Genomic DNA, 19,516 nt, shown 5'->3' on the forward strand with positions numbered 1-19,516 from the left:
CAGCCTCCGCGAATGGGGCCGAGCGTAGACACGGCCGTAACAGGGCCGACACCCCTATCCGGGGCCCGGGCAGGTGTTTAGGGGCCGGGCCCGGGAGCCGGTCGCGACGTCCGGGGCCGCGCGGGGCGGGTCCGGGTGTCAACCGTTCGATCGCGGGAAGTTCCACCGGACGGATATCACCAGGTCGATCCGGGCGCGGCGGTGCGGGCCGGACACTGGTGGGACCTCGGAGAACGGAGACCAAGACCGTGCCAGCGATCGTCGTTTCGAACCTGCGGATGCAGTACGGCCAGAAGGTCGTCGTCGACGACATCTCGTTCGAGGTGCAGGAGGGGGAGATCTTCGGCATCCTCGGCCCCAACGGCGCCGGGAAGACCACGACGGTCGAGTGCATCGCCGGGCTGCGCAAGCCCGACGGCGGGAGCATCTCGGTGCACGGCCTGGACCCCCAGCACGACGCCGCCAAGCTGCACCGCATCCTGGGCATGCAGCTGCAGAAGAGCGAGATGCCGGACAAGCTGCGGGTCGCCGAGGCGATGGAGCTGTACGCCTCCTTCTACGACGACCACGCGGACTGGCGGGAGCTGCTCGCCGAGCTGAACCTGCTGGACAAGATGAACAGTCCGTTCGCCAGCCTGTCCGGCGGCCAGAAGCAGCGGCTGTCCATCGCGCTGGCGCTGGTCGGCAACCCGAAGGTGGCCGTGCTGGACGAGCTGACCACCGGTCTGGACCCGGCGGCCCGGCGGGACACCTGGGAGCTGATCGAGCAGGTCCGCGCCCGGGGCATCACCGTCGTCCTGGTCACCCACTTCATGGAGGAGGCCGAGCGGCTCTGCGACCGGCTGGCCCTGATCGACGGCGGCCGGATCGTCGCGCTGGACACCCCCGCCGGCCTGGTGGCCGGGGTGGGCGCCGAGCAGAAGGTGCGCTTCCGCCCGACCTCCCCGCTCGACGACCACATCCTGACCTCGCTGCCCGAGGTGACCTCGGTCCAGCGGCACGGCTCCCAGGTGGAGGTCACCGGCACCGGCAACCTGGTGTACGCCGTCACCTCGGCGCTCGCCCGGAACCAGATCGTCGCGGCCGACCTGCGCGCGGAGCTGGCCAGCCTGGAGGACGCGTTCCTCGCCCTGACCGGCCGCCGGTTCGACCACCCCTCCCACTGATCCCCGGCCCGTAGCCGACCCCCGACCCCTAGAAGGAGAACCCCCGTGCGGGCGATGAACCGGCTCACGGCCGTGGAGTTCAAGCTCTTCCTGCGAGACCCGGCCGCGTACTTCTGGACGCTGCTCTTCCCGGTCGTCCTGGTGGTGATCATCGGCAGCATCCCGTCCTCCCGCGAGTTCAAGGCCGAGATCGGCCAGCGCGCCATCGACTCCTACACGCCCGTCACCGTGGTGCTGGCCTTCGCGATGACCGGTCTGTTCATCACCCCGGGCTACCTGGTGGGCTACCGGGAGAAGGGCATCCTGCGCCGGCTGTCGACCACGCCGGTGGGCCCGGCCCGGGTGCTGATCGCCCAGTTGGTGGTCCAGATCACCGTGGCGATCGCCACCACCGTTCTGGTGCTCGCGACCGCGCGCCTGCTGTGGGACGTCAAACTGCCGAGCAACCCGCTCGGCTTCGTGCTGACCTTCCTGCTCTCGGCCACCGCGGTGCTGTCCATCGGGCTGTTCGTCGCCTCGGTGCTCAAGACCACCAAGGCCGCCACCGGCGCGGGCAGCATGCTGTTCTTCCCGCTGATGTTCTTCGCGGGCCTGTACGTGCCCCGCGACCAGATGCCCGCCGCGGTCAACCGGATCGGTGACTTCACCCCGCTCGGCGCCTCCGTCCAGGCCTTCGGCGACGTGGCCAAGGGTCACCTGCCGGGCACCACCGCCCTGTTGGTCCTCGTCGGCTACACGGTGGTCTTCGGTGTCCTGGCCGCACGGCTCTTCCGCTGGGAGTAGGCCCGGGCCGGACGTCCGCGCCGGGAGTAGGCCTAGGCTGGAGGTCCGCGGTCACGGGCGGTCGCGGCGGGGCGGGAGCCGGGGAAGCAGCGGGGGCCGAGGAGCAGCACCATGAAGAGCGACGAACCGATCAACCTGCGCCGCTTCCTCACCCCGCTGCCCGTCGTGCTGCTGGGCGTGTCCACCGTGCTGTGCGTCGTGCAGCCGGAGGAGGGGGCGGCCACCGCACGGGTCACGGTCTTCCCGCTGGTCGTGGTGACCGCCGCGTGGACGCTGGCGATGTACACCCTGCGGTCGCCGCAGTGGACGGGCCGCACCGGCCCGATGCTGACGTACGTGGCGGGCCAGCTGGTGCTGGCCGCACTGCTGATGACCCAGCACCCGATCTTCTTCGTGTTCGCCGTGATCGGGTTCGTCCAGGCCTACGACCTGCTCCCGCCGCAGTGGGCCTTCGTCAGCGTCGGCGCCACCTCGCTGATCATCAACCTGATCCCCGGCGGGGTGCCGGACAGCTCCCGGCGGATCGCCATCGCGGCTGCCTCGGTCTGCCTCCAGACCTGCCTGATCGGCCTGTTCGGCAACCTGTCGCACCGCTTCAACGAGCGCAACGAGGAACGCTGCCGGCTGGTCACGGAGTTGAAGACGGTGATCGGCGAGAACAACGGCCTGCACGCCCAACTGCTGATCCAGGCCCGGGAGGCGGGCATCCAGGACGAACGCCAGCGGATGGCCCGGGAGATCCACGACACCATCGCCCAGGGGCTGGCCGGCATCATCACCCAGCTCCAGGCCGCCGACCGGGCCCGGCCGCAGTCCGAGCAGCGCGAGTGGCACCTCGAACAGGCCCGGGGGCTGGCCCGGGAGAGCCTCACGGCGGCCCGGCGCTCGGTGGCCGCGCTGCGGCCGGCGGAGCTGGAGGAGGCGCACCTGCCGAACGCGATCCGGGAGCTGGCCCAGCGCTGGTCGGCGCGGGCGGACGTGCCGGCCTCGGTGGAGACCACCGGTGATCCCGTCCCGCTGCTGACGGAGATCGAGGTCGCCCTGTTCCGCGCCGCCCAGGAGACCCTGGCGAACATCGCGAAGCACGCCGCTGCCAGTAAGGTCAGACTGACCATTTCCTACCTGGAGGACACGGTCATGCTGGACGTTCACGACGACGGGGTCGGCTTCACCGTGACCGACCTCGACGGGCCGCCGCCCGCCGACGGCGACAGCGGGTACGGGCTGGACGGCCTGCGCCGACGGCTCGACCGGGTGCTCGGGACACTGACCGTGGAGAGCGCCCCGGGCTCGGGCACCGCGGTGAACGCGAGCGTGCCCGCGATCCGCCGGGGCGGCACCGCATGAGCGAACAGTCCGCCCCCGTAAGGCTGCTGATCGTCGACGACCACCCGATCGTCCGGGACGGCCTGCGCGGCGCGTTCGCCGACAGCCCGGAGTTCGAGGTCGTCGGCGAGGCCGGCAACGGCGCCGAGGCGCTCGACCGGGTCGCCGAACTGAAGCCCGACCTGGTGCTGATGGACCTGCGCATGCCGGTGATGGACGGTGTCACCGCGATCCACCGGCTCGGCGAGAGCGCGCCCGGGGTGCGGGTGCTGGTGCTGACCACCTTCGACACCGACAACGACGTGCTGCCCGCGATCGAGGCCGGCGCCACCGGCTACCTGCTGAAGGACGCGCCCACCGAGGAGCTGCTGCGCGCGGCCCGGGTCGCGGCCCGGGGCGACGCGATGCTCTCCCCCGCCATCACCAAACGGCTGATGGACCGGGTGCGCCGGCCCAGCCTCGGCGTGCTGAGCGCCCGTGAGCTGGAGGTGATGCGGCTGGTCGCCCACGGCTCCTCCAACAAGGAGGTCGCCGGCAAGCTGTTCATCACCGAGGCCAGCGTCAAGACGCACCTGCTGCGGATCTACGACAAGCTCGGGGTCCGCGACCGGGCGGGCGCGGTCGGCGAGGCGTTCCGGCGCGGTCTGGTGACCTGACCCGGAACGCCCCGCCGGCCCGCCGTCAGCTCCCCAGCTCGTCGTCGATCAGGGCGAAGATGTCCTCGGCCGTCGCGGACTCCAGGTCGCTGTCGTCGTGCTCCGGCCGCGGCCCGTCGGCGTCCCGCAGCCGGTCGAGCAGCTGCTCCAGCCTGGCGCGGGCCCCGGCCCGTTCCGCCCCGGCCAGCGCGACCAGGTCGGCCTCCATTCCGGCCAGCCGGCCGAGCAGGTCCTCCACCGGGTCGGCCTGCGGCAGCAGGCTCTCCCGCAGGTGGCGGGCGAGCGCGGCCGGGGTCGGGTGGTCGAAGACCAGGGTCGGGGGCAGCCGCAGGCCGGTGGCGGTGTTCAGCCGGTTGCGCAGCTCGACCGAGGTCAGCGAGTCGAACCCGAGGTCCTTGAACGGCCGGTCGGCCGCGACGGCGTCCGTCGAGCCGTGTCCGAGGACCACCGCGGCGTTCCCGGTGACCAGGTCCAGCAGGGCCGCGTCGCGCTGGGCGTCGGCCATCACGGCCAGCCGCTCGGCCAGCGCCGGGCCGTCCGGGCGCCGGTTGTCGGCGGCCCGGCGGACCGGTTGGCCGACCAGCGCCCGCAGCAGCGCGGGCACCGGGTGGGCGGCGGCGCGCAGCACGCCCAGGTCGATGTCGACCGGCACCAGGTGGGAGCGGCCCGTGGTGCGCGCCCGGTCGAACAGGGCGAGCGCCCGGGCGGTGGACAGCGGCGCGCTGAGGCTGCCGGCCCGGGCCTGGTCGACCTTCCCGAGGTGGCCGGTGAGCCCGCTGGCCTGCTCCCACAGCCCCCAGGCCAGCGACTGGCCGGCCTGGCCGGAGGCCGTCCGCCGGGCGGCCAGGGCGTCCAGGAAGGCGTTCGCGGCCGCGTAGTTGGCCTGCCCGCCGGACCCGAAGGTGCCCGACACCGAGGAGTACAGCACGAACATCGACAGGTCGAGGTGCGCCGTCAGCTCGTGCAGGTTGAGCGCCGCGTCCACCTTCGGGCGCAGCACCCGGGAGAGGCGCTCCGGCGTCAGGGTGCCGAACACCCCGTCGTCCAGCACGCCGGCGGCGTGCACCACGCCCGTCAGCGGGCGGGCGAGGCCGTCCAGCACCCGGGCCAGGGCGGTGCGGTCGGCCGCGTCGCAGGCGACGACCTCCGCCCGGGCGCCCGACTCGCCCAGCTCGGCGAGGAGTTCCCGCACGTCCGGGCCGTCCGCGCCCCGGCGGCTCAGCAGGGTCAGGTGGCGCACGCCGTGCACGGCCGCCAGGTGCCGGGCCAGCAGCCCGCCCAGCGTCCCGGTGCCACCGGTGATCAGCACCGTGCCCTCGGGGTCCGGCTCCACCGGCAGCGTCAGCACGTTCTTGCCGACGTGCCGGGCCTGGCTGACGTGCCGGAAGGCGCCGACCGCGTCCCGGACGTCCCAGGCGGTGATCGGCAGCATCCGCAGCGCACCGGCCTCGAACAGCTCGATCACCTCGTGCAGGATGCCGCCCATCCGGGCCGGTCCGGCGTCGCCGAGGTCGAAGGCCCGGTAATGGACGCCGGCCGGCTGCCGGACGTCGGTCTTGCCCATCTCCAGGAAGCGCCCGCCCTCGGCCAGCAGCCGCAGCGAGGCGTCGGTGAACTCCCCGGCCAGCGAGTTCAGCACCAGGTCGACCCCGCGCCCGCCGGTCGCGGTGCGGAACCGCTCCTCGAAGGCGAGGTCGCGGGAGGAGGCGATGTGCGCCTCGTCCAGCCCCAGTTCCCGCAGCGTGCGCCACTTGCCCGGACTGGCGGTGCCGAACACCTCCAGGCCGAAGTGGCGGGCGAGTTGGACGGCCGCCATGCCGACGCCGCCGGCCGCGGCGTGCACCAGCACCGATTCGCCCCGCTGCGCGTCGGCCAGGTCGCGCAGCCCGTAGTAGGCGGTGGCGAACACCAGCGGCACGGAGGCGGCCTGGGCGAAGGACCAGCCCTGCGGGACGCGGGCCAGCAGCCGCCGGTCGGTGACGGCCCGGACGGCCGCGCCACCGGCGAAGAAGCCGAAGACCCGCTCGCCCGGGGCGAGGTCGGTCACTCCGGCGCCGACCTCCAGCACGACGCCGGCGGCCTCGGAGCCCATCGCGGCCGTCCGGTCCGGGTACATGCCCAGACCGATCAGCACGTCCCGGAAGTTGACGCCCGCCGAGCGCACCGCGACCCGGACCTCGTCCGCGCCCAGCGGCGCGTCGGCGTCCGGCGCGGGCACCAGCGCCACGTCCTCCAGTCCGGCGCCCCGCCCCGCGAGGCCGAGCCGCCAGGCGCCCGCGGGCTCCGGCGGGGTCAGCCGGGCGACGGTGGCCTCCCGGACCAGTCGCGGCACCCTGATGTCGCCGCCGCGGACCGCGAGTTGGGGCTCCTCGCCGCCCACCAGCGCGGGCCAGCCGGCCCACGGGTCGGCCGCGCCGCCCTGCGGTTCGACGTCCACCAGCACGATCCGGTCCGGGTTCTCGGTCTGCGCGGAGCGGACCAGTCCCCACACGGCGGCGCCGGCCGGGTCGGCCTCGCCACCGGTGCCGGACCCGGCCGGGGTCGCCCCGCGGGTGAGCACCACCAGCCGGGAGTCGGCGAACCGCTCCTCGGCCAGCCAGGCCCGTACCTCGCCGAGCACCCGGGCGGTCGCCGCGTGCACGGCCCCGGCCCCGAGCGCACCGTCAACACCGGCGGCGCCGGCGGAGACGGCCAGGACGGTCACCGGCGGTACGGCCGCGCCCTGTTCCAGGGCGGCGACCAGGGCCGCCAGGTCGGTGTGGCGGCGGGCCGGCCCGCCCTCGGGGGCCGTCTCGCCGACCGCGGCCCACGCGGTCAGGTCCGGCTCGGCCGCACCGGCCGCCGGGGGCAGCGGCCGCCAGTCCACCGCGAACAGCGCGTCCGGTCCGGCGTCGGCGGTGGCGCCGAGCGCCTCCGGGGACACCTCGCGCATCACCAGCGAACGCACGGTGGCCACCGGGCTTCCGGCGCCGTCGGCCAGCCGCAGCGCGACGCCCTCGGCGGTCCGGGTGATCCGCGCCCGCAGCACCGAGGCGCCCACCGCGTCCACCCGCACGCCGGTCCAGGCGAACGGCAGGGCGGTGCCCTCGACCTCGCTCCCGCCGGCGAAGCCGACGGCGTGCAGCGCCGCGTCCAGCAGCGCCGGGTGCAGGGCGAAGCCGGCGGCCTCGTCCGCCGCCTCCTCGGGCAGCGCGACCTCGGCGTAGACCGCGTCCTCGGCCCGCCAGACGGCGCGCAGGCCGCGGAAGGCCGGCCCGTAGCCGTAGCCGCTGTCGGCCAGGGTGTCGTAGAAGCCGTCCAGCGGCACCGGCTCGGCGGCCGGCGGCGGCCAGGCCGCCAACTCGAAGGGCTCGGCCGGTGCGGCCTCGGTCAGCAGGCCGGTGGCGTGGCAGGTCCAGGGCGTCCGGTCACCGGTGTCGGGCCGGGCGTGGATCTCCAGCCGGCAGTCGCCGCCGTCGTCGGGCGCGGTCACCCGGACCTGGACGTGGGCCTCGCCCCGTTCGGGGAGGGCGAGCGGGGACCGCACCACCAGTTCGTCCAGCACCGTACGGCCGACCTGCTCGCCGGCCCGCAGCGCGAGTTCGACCAGCGCGGTGCCGGGCACCACGGTCCGGCCCAGCACCGCGTGGTCGGCCAGCCACGGGTGGCTCGCCGTGGAGAGCCGTCCGGTCAGCACCGCGCCGCCGTCCCCGGCCAGGGCCAGGACGGCGCCCAGCAGCGGGTGCCCGGCGGGCAGTTGCCCGAGCGCCGCGACGTCGCCGGCCCCGGCGACCGGCCGGGGCCAGTAGCGCTCGCGCTGGAAGGCGTAGGTGGGCAGTTCCGCGTGCGGACCGGCCGGCAGGACCGCCGCCCAGTCGACCTGGGCACCGGCCGTCCAGAGCCGGCCGAGGCCGCGCCAGAGCGTGTCCACCTGGTCCCGCCCGGCCCGCTGGAGCGGGGCGAGCACGGCGTCGGGGAGGGTCTGCTGGGCCAGCCCGCAGAGCACGCCGTCGGGGCCCAGCTCCAGGAGGCGGGTCACGCCGTGCTCGCCGAGGCGGGTGACGCCGTCGGCGAAGCGGACGGCCTCGCGGACCTGCCGCAGCCAGTAGTCGGAGGTGGTGAGCAGCCCGGGTTCGGCGAGCGTCCCGCTGACGTTGGACAGCAGCGGGATGCGCGGCTCGGCGAAGGTCAACTCCGCCAGGACGGCTGAGAATTCGGCGAGCATCGGCTCCATCAGCGCCGAGTGGAACGCGTGCGAGACGGTCAGCCTGCGAATCCGGCGCCCCTCAGCCTTCCACCGCCCGGCCAGCTCCTCCACCGCCTCGACCGGCCCGGAGACCACCACCGAGGTCGGCCCGTTGACGGCCGCGATGTCCAGCCGCTCGCCGATCGCCTCGCGGACCTCGGCCTCGGTGGCCTCGACCGCCAGCATCGCCCCGCCCTCGGGCAGCGCGTCCATCAGCCGGCCCCGCGCCGCCACCAGGGCGCACGCGTCCGCCAGCGAGAACACCCCGGCGACGTGAGCGGCCGCCACCTCGCCGATCGAATGCCCGAGCAGGAAGTCGGCCGTCACGCCCCAGGATTCGAGCAACCGGAACGAGGCGACCTCGACCGCGAACAACCCGGCCTGCGCCCACACCGTCCGGTCCAGATCCTCGACGCCCTCGAACACCACGTCCTTCACCGGCCGGTCCAGCAGCAGGTCCAGCTCGGCGCAGACCGCGTCGAAGGCCGCCGCGAAGGCGGGGAACGCCTCGTACAACTCCCGGCCCATCCCGACCCGCTGCGTACCCTGGCCGGTGAACAGGAACGCCGTCCGCCCCTCGGCGACCGTACCGGCGACCGCGCCCGCGCCGGGCTCGCCGGCGGCCAGCGCCGCCAGCTCCCGGTCCTGCTCGGCCCGGTCCGCGCCGACCACCACCGCGCGGTGCGCCAGCGCCGTCCGCCCGGACAGGGCCCGGGCCACCTCGGCCGGTCCGTCCTCCGGGCGGTCCGTCAGGTGCTCGCCCAGCCGGGCGGCCTGGGCCCGCAGCGCCGCCGGGGTCTGCCCGGACAGCGGCCAGGGCAGCGGACCGTGCGGCCGACGCCCGGCGGGCTCGGCCGGGGCGGGCTCGCCCTGCTCGATGATGACGTGGACGTTGGTGCCGCTCATCCCGAACGAGGAGACGCCGGTGCGGCGCGGCCGTTCGGCCCGCGGCCACGGCCGGGCCTCGGTCAGCAGTTCGACCGACCCGGTGGACCAGTCGACGTGCGGGGTGGGCCCGTCCACGTGCAGGGTCGCCGGAAGCGTGCCGTACCGCATCGCCATGACCATCTTGATGATCCCGGCGATGCCGGCGGCGGCCTGGGTGTGGCCGATGTTGGACTTGATCGAGCCCAGCCAGAGCGGCTCCCCGTCCCGGCCCTGCCCGTAGGTGGCCAGCAGGGCCTTCGCCTCGATCGGATCCCCGAGGCGGGTGCCGGTGCCGTGCGCCTCCACGGCGTCCACCTCGGCGGCCGACAGCCCGGCGTTGGCCAGCGCCTGCCGGATCACCCGCTCCTGCGAGGGGCCGTTCGGCGCCGTCAGACCGTTCGAGGCGCCGTCCTGGTTGACCGCGCTGCCGCGCACGATGCCGAGCACCCGGTGGCCGTTGCGCCGGGCGTCGGACAGCCGCTCCAGCAGCAGGATGCCGACGCCCTCGCCCCAGCCGGTGCCGTCGGCCGCGGCGGCGAAGGCCTTGCACCGGCCGTCGGCGGCCAGGCCCAGCTGGCGGCTGAACTCCACGAAGGCCGACGGGGTCGCCATCACCGTGGCACCGCCCGCGAGGGCCAGGGTGCACTCGCCGCGGCGCAGCGCCTCGGCCGCCGAGTGCAGGGCGACCAGCGAGGCGGAGCAGGCGGTGTCCACCGTCATGGCCGGGCCCTCCAGCCCGAACACGTACGAGATCCGGCCGGAGAGCACGGCGGCCGCGGTGCCGGTGCCCCGGTGCCCCTCGCTGTCGGAGGGGCCGGAGAGCAGCGCCGCGTAGTCCTGGCCGTTGGTGCCGATGAACACGCCGGTGCGGCTGCCGCGCAGCGAGCGCGCGTCCACCCCGGCCCGTTCGAACGCCTCCCAGACGGTCTCCAGCAGCAGCCGCTGCTGGGGGTCCATGGCCAGCGCCTCGCGCGGGGAGATGGCGAACAGCGCCGGGTCGAAGTCGGCGACGCCGGACAGGAATCCGCCGGCCCAGGTGGCGTCCGCGCCCGCCTCGCCGGAGGGCGCGCCGAGCGGCGGCCAGCCGCGGTCGCCGGGCAGCCCGGAGACCGCGTCCACCCGGTCGGCGACCAGCCGCCAGAGCTGTTCGGGGTTCTCGACCCCGCCGGGGTAGCGGCAGCTCATCGCGACGATCGCGATCGGCTCCTCCAGGGCGGTGGCCTCGGCCCGCACGGTCTCGGTCGCCGCCGCGGTGCCGAGCAGCTCGCCGCGCAGCTGGGCGGCCAGTTCGCGCGGCGTGGGGTGGTCGAAGACCAGGGTGGCGGAGAGCCGCAGCCCGGTCTCGGCGGCCAGGGCGTTGCGCAGTTCGAGCGCGGTGAGCGAGTCGAAGCCGAGGCCCTTGAACGGGACCTCCGGCGGGACGTCGCCCGCCTCGCGGTGGCCGAGCACGGCCGCCGCCAGCCGCCGGACCAGGTCGAGCAGGGTCCGTTCCTGCTCGGCGGGCGGCAGCGCGGCGAGCTTCCCGGCCAGCGGGGAGGCGCCCTCGACCGGCTCGGCGGCCGGGGCTTCCAGGGCCCGGAGCACCTCGGGCAGGTCCTCGATCAGCGGACGGCGGCGGCTGGCCGTGAACGCGGGGGCGAAGCGCTCCCAGCGGACGTCCGCCACCGCCACGCAGGCCTCGCCCCCGGCGACGGCCTCGGCGAGCGCCCCCACGGCGAGGGCCGGGTCCAGCAGGGCGAGCCCGCGGCGGCGCAGGAAGTCCTCCGACTCCCCCTGCACGGCCATGCCGGCCTCCGCCCACGGGCCCCAGGCGACGGCCAGCGCGGCCCGGCCGGCCGCCCGGCGCTGTTCGACCAGCGCCTCCAGGTAGGCGTTGGCGGCGCCGTAGACGGCCTGGGCACCGGAGCCCCAGGTGGCCGAGATCGAGGAGAAGACGACGAACAGTTCCAGGTCCAGCCCGGCGGTCAGCTCGTCCAGGTGCGCCGCGCCGTCGGCCTTCCCGCCGAGCACGGCGGTGATCTCCTCGGCGGCGGTGTCCATCAGCAAGGTCGCCTGGCCGACGCCGGCCGCGTGCACCACGCCGGTCAGCGGGAGCTCGGCCGGGATCGCGTCGAGCACCGCCGCCAGCGCCGCCCGGTCGGCGGCGTCGCAGGCGGCGACCGTCACCCGGGCACCCAGCCCGGCCAGCTCGGCCACCAGCGCGTCCACGCCCTCGGCCGCCGAACCGCGCCGACTGGTCAGCACCAGATGGGGAACGCCCCGACCTGCCAGCCAGCGCGCCACCTCCGCACCCAGCGCCCCGGTGCCACCGGTCACCAGCACCGTGCCCGAGGGCGTCCCGAGCGGTTCGGCACCGTCCGGTCGGGCGGCCCGCACCAGGCGGCGGACGTACGTGCCGGCGCCCCGGACGGCGACCTGGTCCTCGGTGCCGGTCAGGACGGCGGCCAGCCGGGCGGCCGTCCTGGCGTCCTCGGCGGGCGGCAGGTCGACCAGCCCGCCCCAGCGTTCCGGCAGCTCCAGGGCGGCGGCCCGGCCGAGGCCCCAGAGCTGCGCCGCCACCGGGTCGGACGGACCGTCGGAGCGGCCCACCGACACCCCGCCCCGGGTGGCCAGCCAGAGCGGGGCGTCGATGCCCGCGTCGCCGAGCGCCTGGATCAGCGCGACGGCCGCCGGGACCGGCTCGGGGTGTCGGGCCGGGCAGGCGACCACGCCGGCCGGGGCGGCCGCGAGCTCGCGCAGCCGGGCGGCCAGGGAGGCCCGGGTGGCCCCGGGGTCGAACTCCAGCAGGACCACGTCGGCACCGGCGGCGGCCAGCAGCCGCTGGGCGTCGGTGTCCCCCGGGGTCGCGACGACCAGCCAGGTGCCGGTGAGCGTGCCCGCGGCGGGCGCGTCGGCGAGCGGCTTCCAGCGGACCCGGTAGCGCCAGGAGTCGATGACGGCCTCGTCCCGGCGGCGGCGCCGGAAGGAGGACAGCGCGGGCAGCACGGCCCGCAGCTCCCCCTGGTCCGCGTCCACGCCGAGGGCGCCGGTCAGTTCGGCCACGTCCTCGCGCTCGACGGCGGCCCAGAACCGGCCCTCGGCGGTGCCCTCCACTCCCTCGGCCGCGGCGGCGGGAGGAGCGGCGGGACGGGCCCAGTAGGACTGGTGCTGGAAGGCGTACGTGGGCAGCGCGACCCGCCCCTCGCCACGGCCCGCGAAGGCCGCCGGCCAGTCCACGGCGGCACCCGCCGTCCAGAGCGCGCCGACGGCGGCGTGGAAGGTGCGCACGCCGTCGTGGCCTGCGCCGCGCAGCAGCGGCGCGAAGGCGCCCTCGGCGCCGGCGTGCTGGGCCATCCCGCACAGCACGCCGTCGGGGCCGAGCTCGGCGAAGCGGGTGACGCCCCGTCGGCCCAGGGTGTCGACGCCGTCGGCGAAGCGGACGGCCTCGCGGACCTGGCGCAGCCAGTAGTCGGGGGTGGTGAGCAGGCCGGGTTCGGCGATCCCGCCGGTCAGGTTCGACACGATCGGGATGCGCGGCTCGGCGAAGGTCAACTCCGCCAGCACGGAGGCGAATTCGGTGAGCATCGGCTCCATCAGGGCCGAGTGGAAGGCGTGCGAGACCGTCAGCCGGCGGATCTTGCGACCCTCGGCCTTCCAGCGCGCGGCGTACTCCTCGATCGTTTCGACCGGACCGGAGACCACGAGGGAGGTCGGGCCGTTGACGGCCGCCACGTCCAGGCGGTCACCGATCTCCGCCCGCACCTCCGCCTCGGCGGCCTGCACCGCCAGCATCGCCCCGCCGCTCGGCAGCGCGTCCATCAGCCGACCACGCGCCGCCACCAGGGCGCACGCGTCCGCCAGCGAGAACACCCCGGCGCAGTGCGCCGCCGCCACCTCACCGATCGAATGCCCGAGCAGCACGTCCGGGACCACGCCCCAGGACTCCAGCAACCGGAACGACGCCACCTCGACCGCGAACAGCCCGGCCTGCGCCCACACCGTACGGTCCAGATCCTCCGCACCCGCGAAGACGACCTCGCGCACCGACCGCCCGAGCCTCGCGTCCAGCTCCGCACAGACCGCATCGAACGCCGTCGCGAACACCGGGAACGCCTCGTACAACCCCCGGCCCATGCCGACCCGCTGCGCCCCCTGACCGGTGAACAGGAACGCCGTCCGCCCCTCGGTCGAGACCCCGGTCAGCACGTCCTGGGCGGAACGTCCCTCGGCCAGCGCCGCCAGCCCCTCGCCGAGGCCGGCGGCCGAGTCCCCGAGGACCACCGCGCGGTGCTCCAGCGCCGCCCGGGTGACGGCCAGCGCGTGCCCCGCGGCCGCCGGGTCGGGCCCGGTCGCCGCGAACTCGGCCAGCCTCGCCGCCTGTCCGCGCAGCCCCTCCGGGCTCTTCGCGGACACCGGCCAGAGCACCGGGCCGCCGTTCTCCACCGCTTCCGGTGCGGGCAGCGGATCGCCCTGCTCCAGGATGACGTGGGCGTTGGTGCCGCTGATCCCGAAGGAGGACACGCCCGCGCGGCGCGGACGGTCCGCCTCCGGCCAGGGCCGGGCCTCGGTCAGCAGTTCCACCGCGCCCGCCGACCAGTCCACGTGGGGCGTCGGCTGCTCGGCGTGCAGGGTGGCGGGCAGCAGGCCGTGGCGCATCGCCTGCACCATCTTGATGATGCCCGCGACACCGGCCGCCGACTGGGTGTGCCCGATGTTGGACTTGATCGAGCCCAGCCACAGCGGCTCGTCGCCGCGGTCCCGGCCGTAGGTCGCCAGCAGCGCCTGGGCCTCGATCGGGTCGCCGAGCCGGGTGCCGGTGCCGTGCGCCTCCACCACGTCCACCTCGGACGGGGCGAGCCGCGCGGAGGCCAGCGCCTGCCGGATCACCCGGCGCTGCGAGGGGCCGTTCGGCGCGGTCATCCCGTTGGAGGCGCCGTCCTGGTTGACCGCGCTGCCGCGCACCACCGCCAGCACCTCGTGCCCGTTGCGCCGCGCGTCCGACAGCCGCTCCAGCAGCAGCAGTCCGACGCCCTCGCCCCAGCCGGTGCCGTCCGCGCCGGCGCCGAAGGAGCGGCACCGCCCGTCCGAGGCGAGGCCCTGCTGGGCGCTGAAGGCGTGGAAGACCTCCGCGTTGGTCAGCACGGTCACCCCGCCGGCCAGCGCGAGCGTGCACTCCCCGGCGCGCAGCGCCTGGACGGCCAGGTGCAGCGCCACCAGCGAGGAGGAGCACGCGGTGTCCACGGTGACCGCCGGGCCCTCCAGCCCGAACACGTACGCCACCCTGCCGGAGAGCACGCTGGTCGCTCCGCCGGCCAGGACGTACCCCTGGTCGGCGTCGGCCGCACCGACCCCGTAGCCGGAGGAGGTCGCGCCGACGAACACCCCGGTCCGGGTGCCGCGCACGGTGTCCGGCGCGATCCCGGCCCGTTCGAAGGCCTCCCAGCCGCTCTCCAGCAGCAGCCGCTGCTGGGGGTCCATGGCGAGGGCCTCGCGCGGGGAGATCCCGAAGAACGCGGCGTCGAAGCGCTCGGCGCCGTCCAGGAACCCGCCCTGGGCGGCGAGGTCGCTCGCCGCGGCGTCCGCGCCGAGCCCGTCCGCCCTCCAGCCGCGCTGCTCGGGGAAGGGCGCGATCGCGTCGCCGGCCCGTTCGACCAGCCGCCAGAGGTCCTCCGGCGAGGAGACGTCGCCGGGGTAGCGGCACGCCATCGACACGATCGCCACGGGTTCGCTGACCGCGGCGGTCAGTTCACGGTTTCGGGCGCGAAGCTTCTCCGTCTCCTTGAGGGAAGCTCGCAACGCTTCGACATAGTCCTGGGTAGAGGCCATCGCAAGCTCCGTACTGCGGTCAGGAATCACGTTCGCCGAGGGCCAGCCTCAGCAGGCTTTCGCCGTCCATCTCGTCGATCGACTCGATGGCGGTCACGGGTGCGGCGTCCTCGGCGGCGGGCGCGGACTCCTGCGAGGCGAGCCGCAGCAGCGGCTCCAGCAGTCCGGACTCGCGCAGCCGGGACACCGGGACGGTGAGCAGGGCGCGGCGCGCCTGCTCCGCCTCGTCGGCGTCGAGGGCGTCGTCGCCGAGCAGTTCGGCCGTGATCTGCTCGGCCAGCGCCCTCGGGGTGGGGTGGTCGAAGATCAGGGTGGCGGGCAGGGCCAGCCCGGTGGCCGCGGTCAGCCGGTCGCGCAGTTCGACCGCGGTCAGCGAGTCGAACCCCAGGTCGCGGAAGGCCCGGTCGGCGACGACCGACCCGGCCGCGCTGTGGCCGAGGACCAGCGCGGCCTGCTGCTGCACGGTCTCCAGCAGCAGGGCGAGGCCGTCCTCACCGGACAGCCCGGCGAGGCGCTCGCGCAGCGCGGTACCGTCCTGCGGGCCGCCGGCGGCGCCCCCGGCGAGGACCTGCCGCACCTCGGGGACGTCCTCGATCAGCGGCTGCGGGTGGTACGCGGTGAAGCCGGGAACGAAGGCCTGCCAGTCCACGTCCGCGACGGTCACGCAGACGTCGCCGGTCCGGATCGCCGTGTCCATCGCCTCCAGGGCGAGGTCCGGGGCCATCGCCCGCAGGCCGCGGCGGCGCAGGAACTCCTCGGCGTCGGCGCCGCCGGCCATGCCCTCGCCCGCCCACGGGCCCCAGGCCACGGAGGTGGCCGCCAGCCCGCGGGCCCGGCGGTCGACGGCGAGGGCGTCCAGCGCGGCGTTCGCCACCGCGTACGCGGACTGCCCGCCGCTGCCCCAGACGCCGGCGACGGAGGAGAAGAGCACGAAGTAGTCGAGGGGGGTGTCCCCCAGCAGCTCGTCCAGGCAGACCGCGCCTTCGGCCTTGCCGTCCACGATCGCCGCGAACCCGGCGCGCGCGGTGCTGCCGAACGGCGTCGGGTCGCCGACGCCGGCCGCGTGCACCACGCCGCTCAGCGGGAACTCCGCCGGGACGGCGGCCAGCACCCCGGCCATCCCTTCCCGGTCCGCCGTGTCGCAGGCGGCGACGGTCACCCGGGCGCCCAGCGCCTCCAGTTCCGCGACCAGCTCCGCCGCCCCCGGCGCCGTCGGGCCCCGGCGGGAGACCAGCACCAGGTGGGGGACGCCCTGCCCGGCCAGCCGGCGCGCCACGGCGGCGCCCAGCGCTCCGGTACCGCCGGTGACCAGGACGGTGCCGGTGGCGGGGGCGGGGTCGGCCGTCACCGGCCCGGTTCCCGCCGGGACCAGCCGGCGGGCGAAGGTCCCGGTGGCCCGGACGGCGACCTGGTCCTCGGTTCCGGACAGCACCTCGGCCATCCGGTCACCGAGCACCGGCCCCGCCGGACCGCAGACGTCCACCAGCCCGCCCCACAGGCCGGGCAGCTCCAGGCCGACCACCCGGCCCAGGCCCCAGATCCGGGCGTGTCCGGGCCGGACGGTCTCCTCCTCGCGCACGGTCACCGCGCCGGAGGTGACCCACCAGAGCGGCACCCGCAGGTCCAGGGCGGTGAGCGCGTCGATCAGGTCCAGGGCGTCGGCGACGGGATCGGCTTCCGGGGCCGTGCCGGGGAAGGCGAGCACCCCGGCCGGGTCCGCGATCCGGGCGAGGTCGTCCGCCAGCCGCTCGGTCGTGGTCCGCACCACCCGGGCGCCCGCCCGCTCCACGGCGGACAGGCAGGCCTCGGCCAGGTCGGACCCCGGGGCGCCGGACTCCGCCGCCCCGGCGGGCAGCACCGCCAGCCAGCTGCCGGTCAGCAGCGGCGGAACGGCCGCGGTGGGCACCGGCTTCCAGGTGATCCGGTAGCGCCAGGCGTCGGACGTCTCCTCCGGCCGGGCGGGGTGACGCGCGACGGGCGGCTGCGCCCAGTAGTGCTGCCGGTCGAAGGCGTACCGGGGCAGCAGCGCCCGGTGCCCGCCCCAGTCGGCGTAGACGGCCGGCCAGTCCACGGCCGTCCCGGCGGTCCAGAGCGCGCCGAGCGCGGCCAGGGCGCTCTCCGTCTCGTCCCGCTCGCGGCGCAGCAGCGGCGCGAACGTGCCCTTGGCGTCGGCCTGTCGGGCCAGGGCGGACAGCACGCCGTCGGGGCCGAGCTCGGCGAAGCGGGTCACGTCCTGGCCGCCCAGGGTGTCGACGCCGTCGGCGAAGCGGACGGTCTCCCGGACGTGGCGCAGCCAGTAGTCGGGGGTGGTGAGCAGGCCGGGTTCGGCGAGTTCGCCGGTCAGGTTGGAGACGAGCGGAATGCCCGGCTCGGCGAAGGTCAACCCGCCGAGCACGGCGGCGAATTCGGCGAGCATCGGCTCCATCAGGGCCGAGTGGAAGGCGTGCGAGACGGTCAGCCGACGGGTCTTGCGGCCCTGGGAAGCCCACTCGACCGCGAACTCCTCGACCACCTCGACGGGGCCGGAAACCACCACCGAACGCGGCCCGTTGACGGCCGCCACGTCCAGCCGGTCACCGATCTCCGCCCGCACCTCGGCCTCGGCGGCCTGCACGGCGAGCATCGCCCCGCCGCTCGGCAGCGCGTCCATCAACCGACCACGCGCCGCCACCAGGGCGCACGCGTCCGCCAGCGAGAACACCCCGGCGCAGTGCGCCGCCGCCACCTCACCGATCGAATGCCCGAGCAGGAACTCCGGGACCACGCCCCAGGACTCCAACAGCCGGAACGACGCGACCTCGACCGCGAACAGCCCGGCCTGCGCCCACACCGTACGGTCCAGATCCTCGACGCCGTCGAGGACGACCTCCCGCACCGACCGCCCGAGCCTCGCGTCCAGCTCCGCGCAGACCGCGTCGAAGGCCGCCGCGAACGCGGGGAAGGCCTCGTACAGCCCCCGGCCCATGCCGACCCGCTGCGCACCCTGCCCCGTGAACAGGAACGCCGTCCGCCCTTCGCCGGCCGGGTCGCCCGCGGCCAGCGCGTCGAGCTCGGCGGTGAACGCCTCGCGGTCGCCGCCGAGCAGGACCGCGCGGTGCTCCATGACGGTACGGGCGAGCAGCCCGCGCCCGACGTCCACCGGTCCGGCCTCCGGCGTGGCGGCCACGAAGGCCCGCAGCCGGCGCGCCTGGGCCCGCAGGCCGTCGGCCGTCCGGGCCGAGAGCGGCCAGGGCACGAGGGCCGGGGAGCTCGCCGGTTCGGGGGCCACGAGGGCCTCGCCCTGCTCGATGACCACGTGGGCGTTGGTGCCGCTCACCCCGAAGGAGGAGATCGCCGCCCGGCGCGCCCGGTCCGCCTCCGGCCACGGCCGGGCCTCGGTCAGCAGCTCGACCGCGCCCGCCGACCAGTCCACCAGCGGGGTCGGCTCGTCCACGTGCAGGGTGGCCGGCAGCACGCCGTGCCGCATCGCCAGCACCATCTTGATCACGCCCGCCACCCCGGCCGCGGCCTGGGTGTGGCCGAGGTTGGACTTCACCGAGCCGAGCAGCAGCGGACGGCCCTCGGGCCGGCCCTGGCCGTACGTGGCGAGCAGCGCCTGGGCCTCGATCGGGTCGCCGAGGCGGGTGCCGGTGCCGTGCGCCTCCACCGCGTCCACCTCGGCGGGCGAGAGTCCGGCGGCGGCGAGGGCCTCCCGGATCACCCGCTGCTGGGACGGCCCGTTGGGGGCCGTCAGCCCGCTGGAGGCGCCGTCCTGGTTGACCGCGCTGCCCCGTACCACCGCGAGCACCTCGTGGCCGAGCCGCCGGGCGTCGGAGAGCCGCTCCACCAGCAGCACGCCGGCGCCCTCGGCCCAGCCCATCCCGTCGGCGGCGGCGGCGAAGGACTTGCAGCGGCCGTCCGCGGCCACGCCCTGCCCGCCGCCCAGCGAGCCGAACACCTCGGGCGCGGCCATCACGGTCACCCCGCCGGCCAGCGCCAGGTCGCACTCCCCGCCCCGGAGGGCCTGCACGGCCAGGTGCAGGGCGACCAGCGAGGAGGAGCAGGCGGTGTCCACGGTGACCGCGGGGCCCTCCAGGCCGAGGGCGTAGGCCACCCGGCCGGAGACCACGCTGCCCGCGGTGGCGGTGCCGAGGTAGGCCTCGGCGCCCTCGCCCCCGCCGGGGAGGTAGTCGTGGTACATCATCCCGGCGAACACCCCGGTCCGGCTGCCCCGCAGCCGCTCCGGGTCCAGTCCGGCGTACTCGAAGGCCTCCCAGGAGGCTTCGAGGAACAGCCGCTGCTGCGGGTCCATCGCCAGCGCCTCACGCGGCGAGATCCCGAAGAACGCCGGGTCGAACCAGCCCGCCTCGTGCACGAAGCCGGCCTGCCGCGCACCGTCGCCGCCCAGGGCCGCGAGGTTCCAGCCGCGGTCGGTGGGCAGTCCCGACTGGCCCTCGCCGCCGGTGGCGACCAGCCGCCACAGCTCCTCCGGGCTGGCGATCCCGCCGGGCAGCCGGCAGGCCATCCCGACGATCGCGATCGGCTCCCGGGCCTTCTCGTGCACCTCGCGCAGCTCCTGGCGGGCCTCCTGCAACGCGGCCGTGGCCTGGCGCAGGTACCGGAGCAGCTCTTCTTCCCTGGTCACGCTC

The 19,516-nt window shown here is 75.9% G+C and carries 6 protein-coding genes; 4 read left to right on the forward strand and 2 right to left on the reverse strand.

The genetic code is table 11. The features are described from left to right. The first annotated feature begins 248 nt into the window (after positions 1–248). The 4 genes from ACGFSC_RS17150 to ACGFSC_RS17165 all read left to right on the forward strand — a co-directional run bounded on the left by ACGFSC_RS17150 (position 249) and on the right by ACGFSC_RS17165 (position 3,931). Positions 249–1,166 (forward strand): ABC transporter ATP-binding protein, encoded by a 918-nt coding sequence (locus ACGFSC_RS17150; protein ID WP_380350912.1) that lies wholly within the window; start codon positions 249–251, stop codon positions 1,164–1,166. A gap of 54 nt (positions 1,167–1,220) precedes the next feature. Then, on the forward strand, positions 1,221–1,949 hold the full coding sequence (locus ACGFSC_RS17155) for an ABC transporter permease (RefSeq protein WP_359905274.1): 729 nt from the start codon (positions 1,221–1,223) through the stop codon (positions 1,947–1,949). 111 nt (positions 1,950–2,060) lie between these two features. After that, positions 2,061–3,296 carry a sensor histidine kinase gene (locus ACGFSC_RS17160; RefSeq protein ID WP_359905250.1) on the forward strand — a complete coding sequence of 412 codons (1,236 nt, stop codon included), beginning with the start codon at positions 2,061–2,063 and terminating at the stop codon, positions 3,294–3,296. Continuing rightward, positions 3,293–3,931, forward strand: coding sequence for a response regulator transcription factor (locus ACGFSC_RS17165; RefSeq protein ID WP_359905253.1), 639 nt, complete (start codon positions 3,293–3,295; stop codon positions 3,929–3,931). Before ACGFSC_RS17160 ends, ACGFSC_RS17165 begins: the two co-directional genes overlap by 4 nt. A 25-nt stretch (positions 3,932–3,956) precedes the next feature. On the opposite strand, the gene ACGFSC_RS17170 is transcribed toward ACGFSC_RS17165, so the two are convergent. Together ACGFSC_RS17170 and ACGFSC_RS17175 are read right to left on the reverse strand one after the other, a co-directional pair. Further along, positions 3,957–14,888: a type I polyketide synthase gene (locus tag ACGFSC_RS17170; protein ID WP_359905256.1), complete on the reverse strand. Its 10,932-nt coding sequence runs from the start codon at positions 14,886–14,888 to the stop codon at positions 3,957–3,959. A 19-nt stretch (positions 14,889–14,907) separates the two neighbouring features. Beyond that, positions 14,908–19,512, reverse strand: coding sequence for an SDR family NAD(P)-dependent oxidoreductase (locus tag ACGFSC_RS17175; protein WP_392863572.1), 4,605 nt, complete (start codon positions 19,510–19,512; stop codon positions 14,908–14,910). Positions 19,513–19,516: the final 4 nt, after the last annotated feature.

Origin of the sequence: Kitasatospora sp. NPDC048715 (genome assembly GCF_043198905.1) — a bacterium.
Taxonomy (GTDB): Bacteria; Actinomycetota; Actinomycetes; order Streptomycetales; family Streptomycetaceae; genus Kitasatospora; species Kitasatospora lactacystinica.

Excerpts from the sequence above, each read along its gene's own strand:
- ACGFSC_RS17170 (WP_359905256.1), bottom strand. The coding sequence starts at position 14,888 with ATGGCCTCTACCCAGGACTATGTCGAAGCGTTGCGAGCTTCCCTCAAG.
- ACGFSC_RS17160 (WP_359905250.1), top strand. The coding sequence starts at position 2,061 with ATGAAGAGCGACGAACCGATCAACCTGCGCCGCTTCCTCACCCCGCTG.
- ACGFSC_RS17165 (WP_359905253.1), top strand. The coding sequence starts at position 3,293 with ATGAGCGAACAGTCCGCCCCCGTAAGGCTGCTGATCGTCGACGACCAC.
- ACGFSC_RS17155 (WP_359905274.1), top strand. The coding sequence starts at position 1,221 with ATGAACCGGCTCACGGCCGTGGAGTTCAAGCTCTTCCTGCGAGACCCG.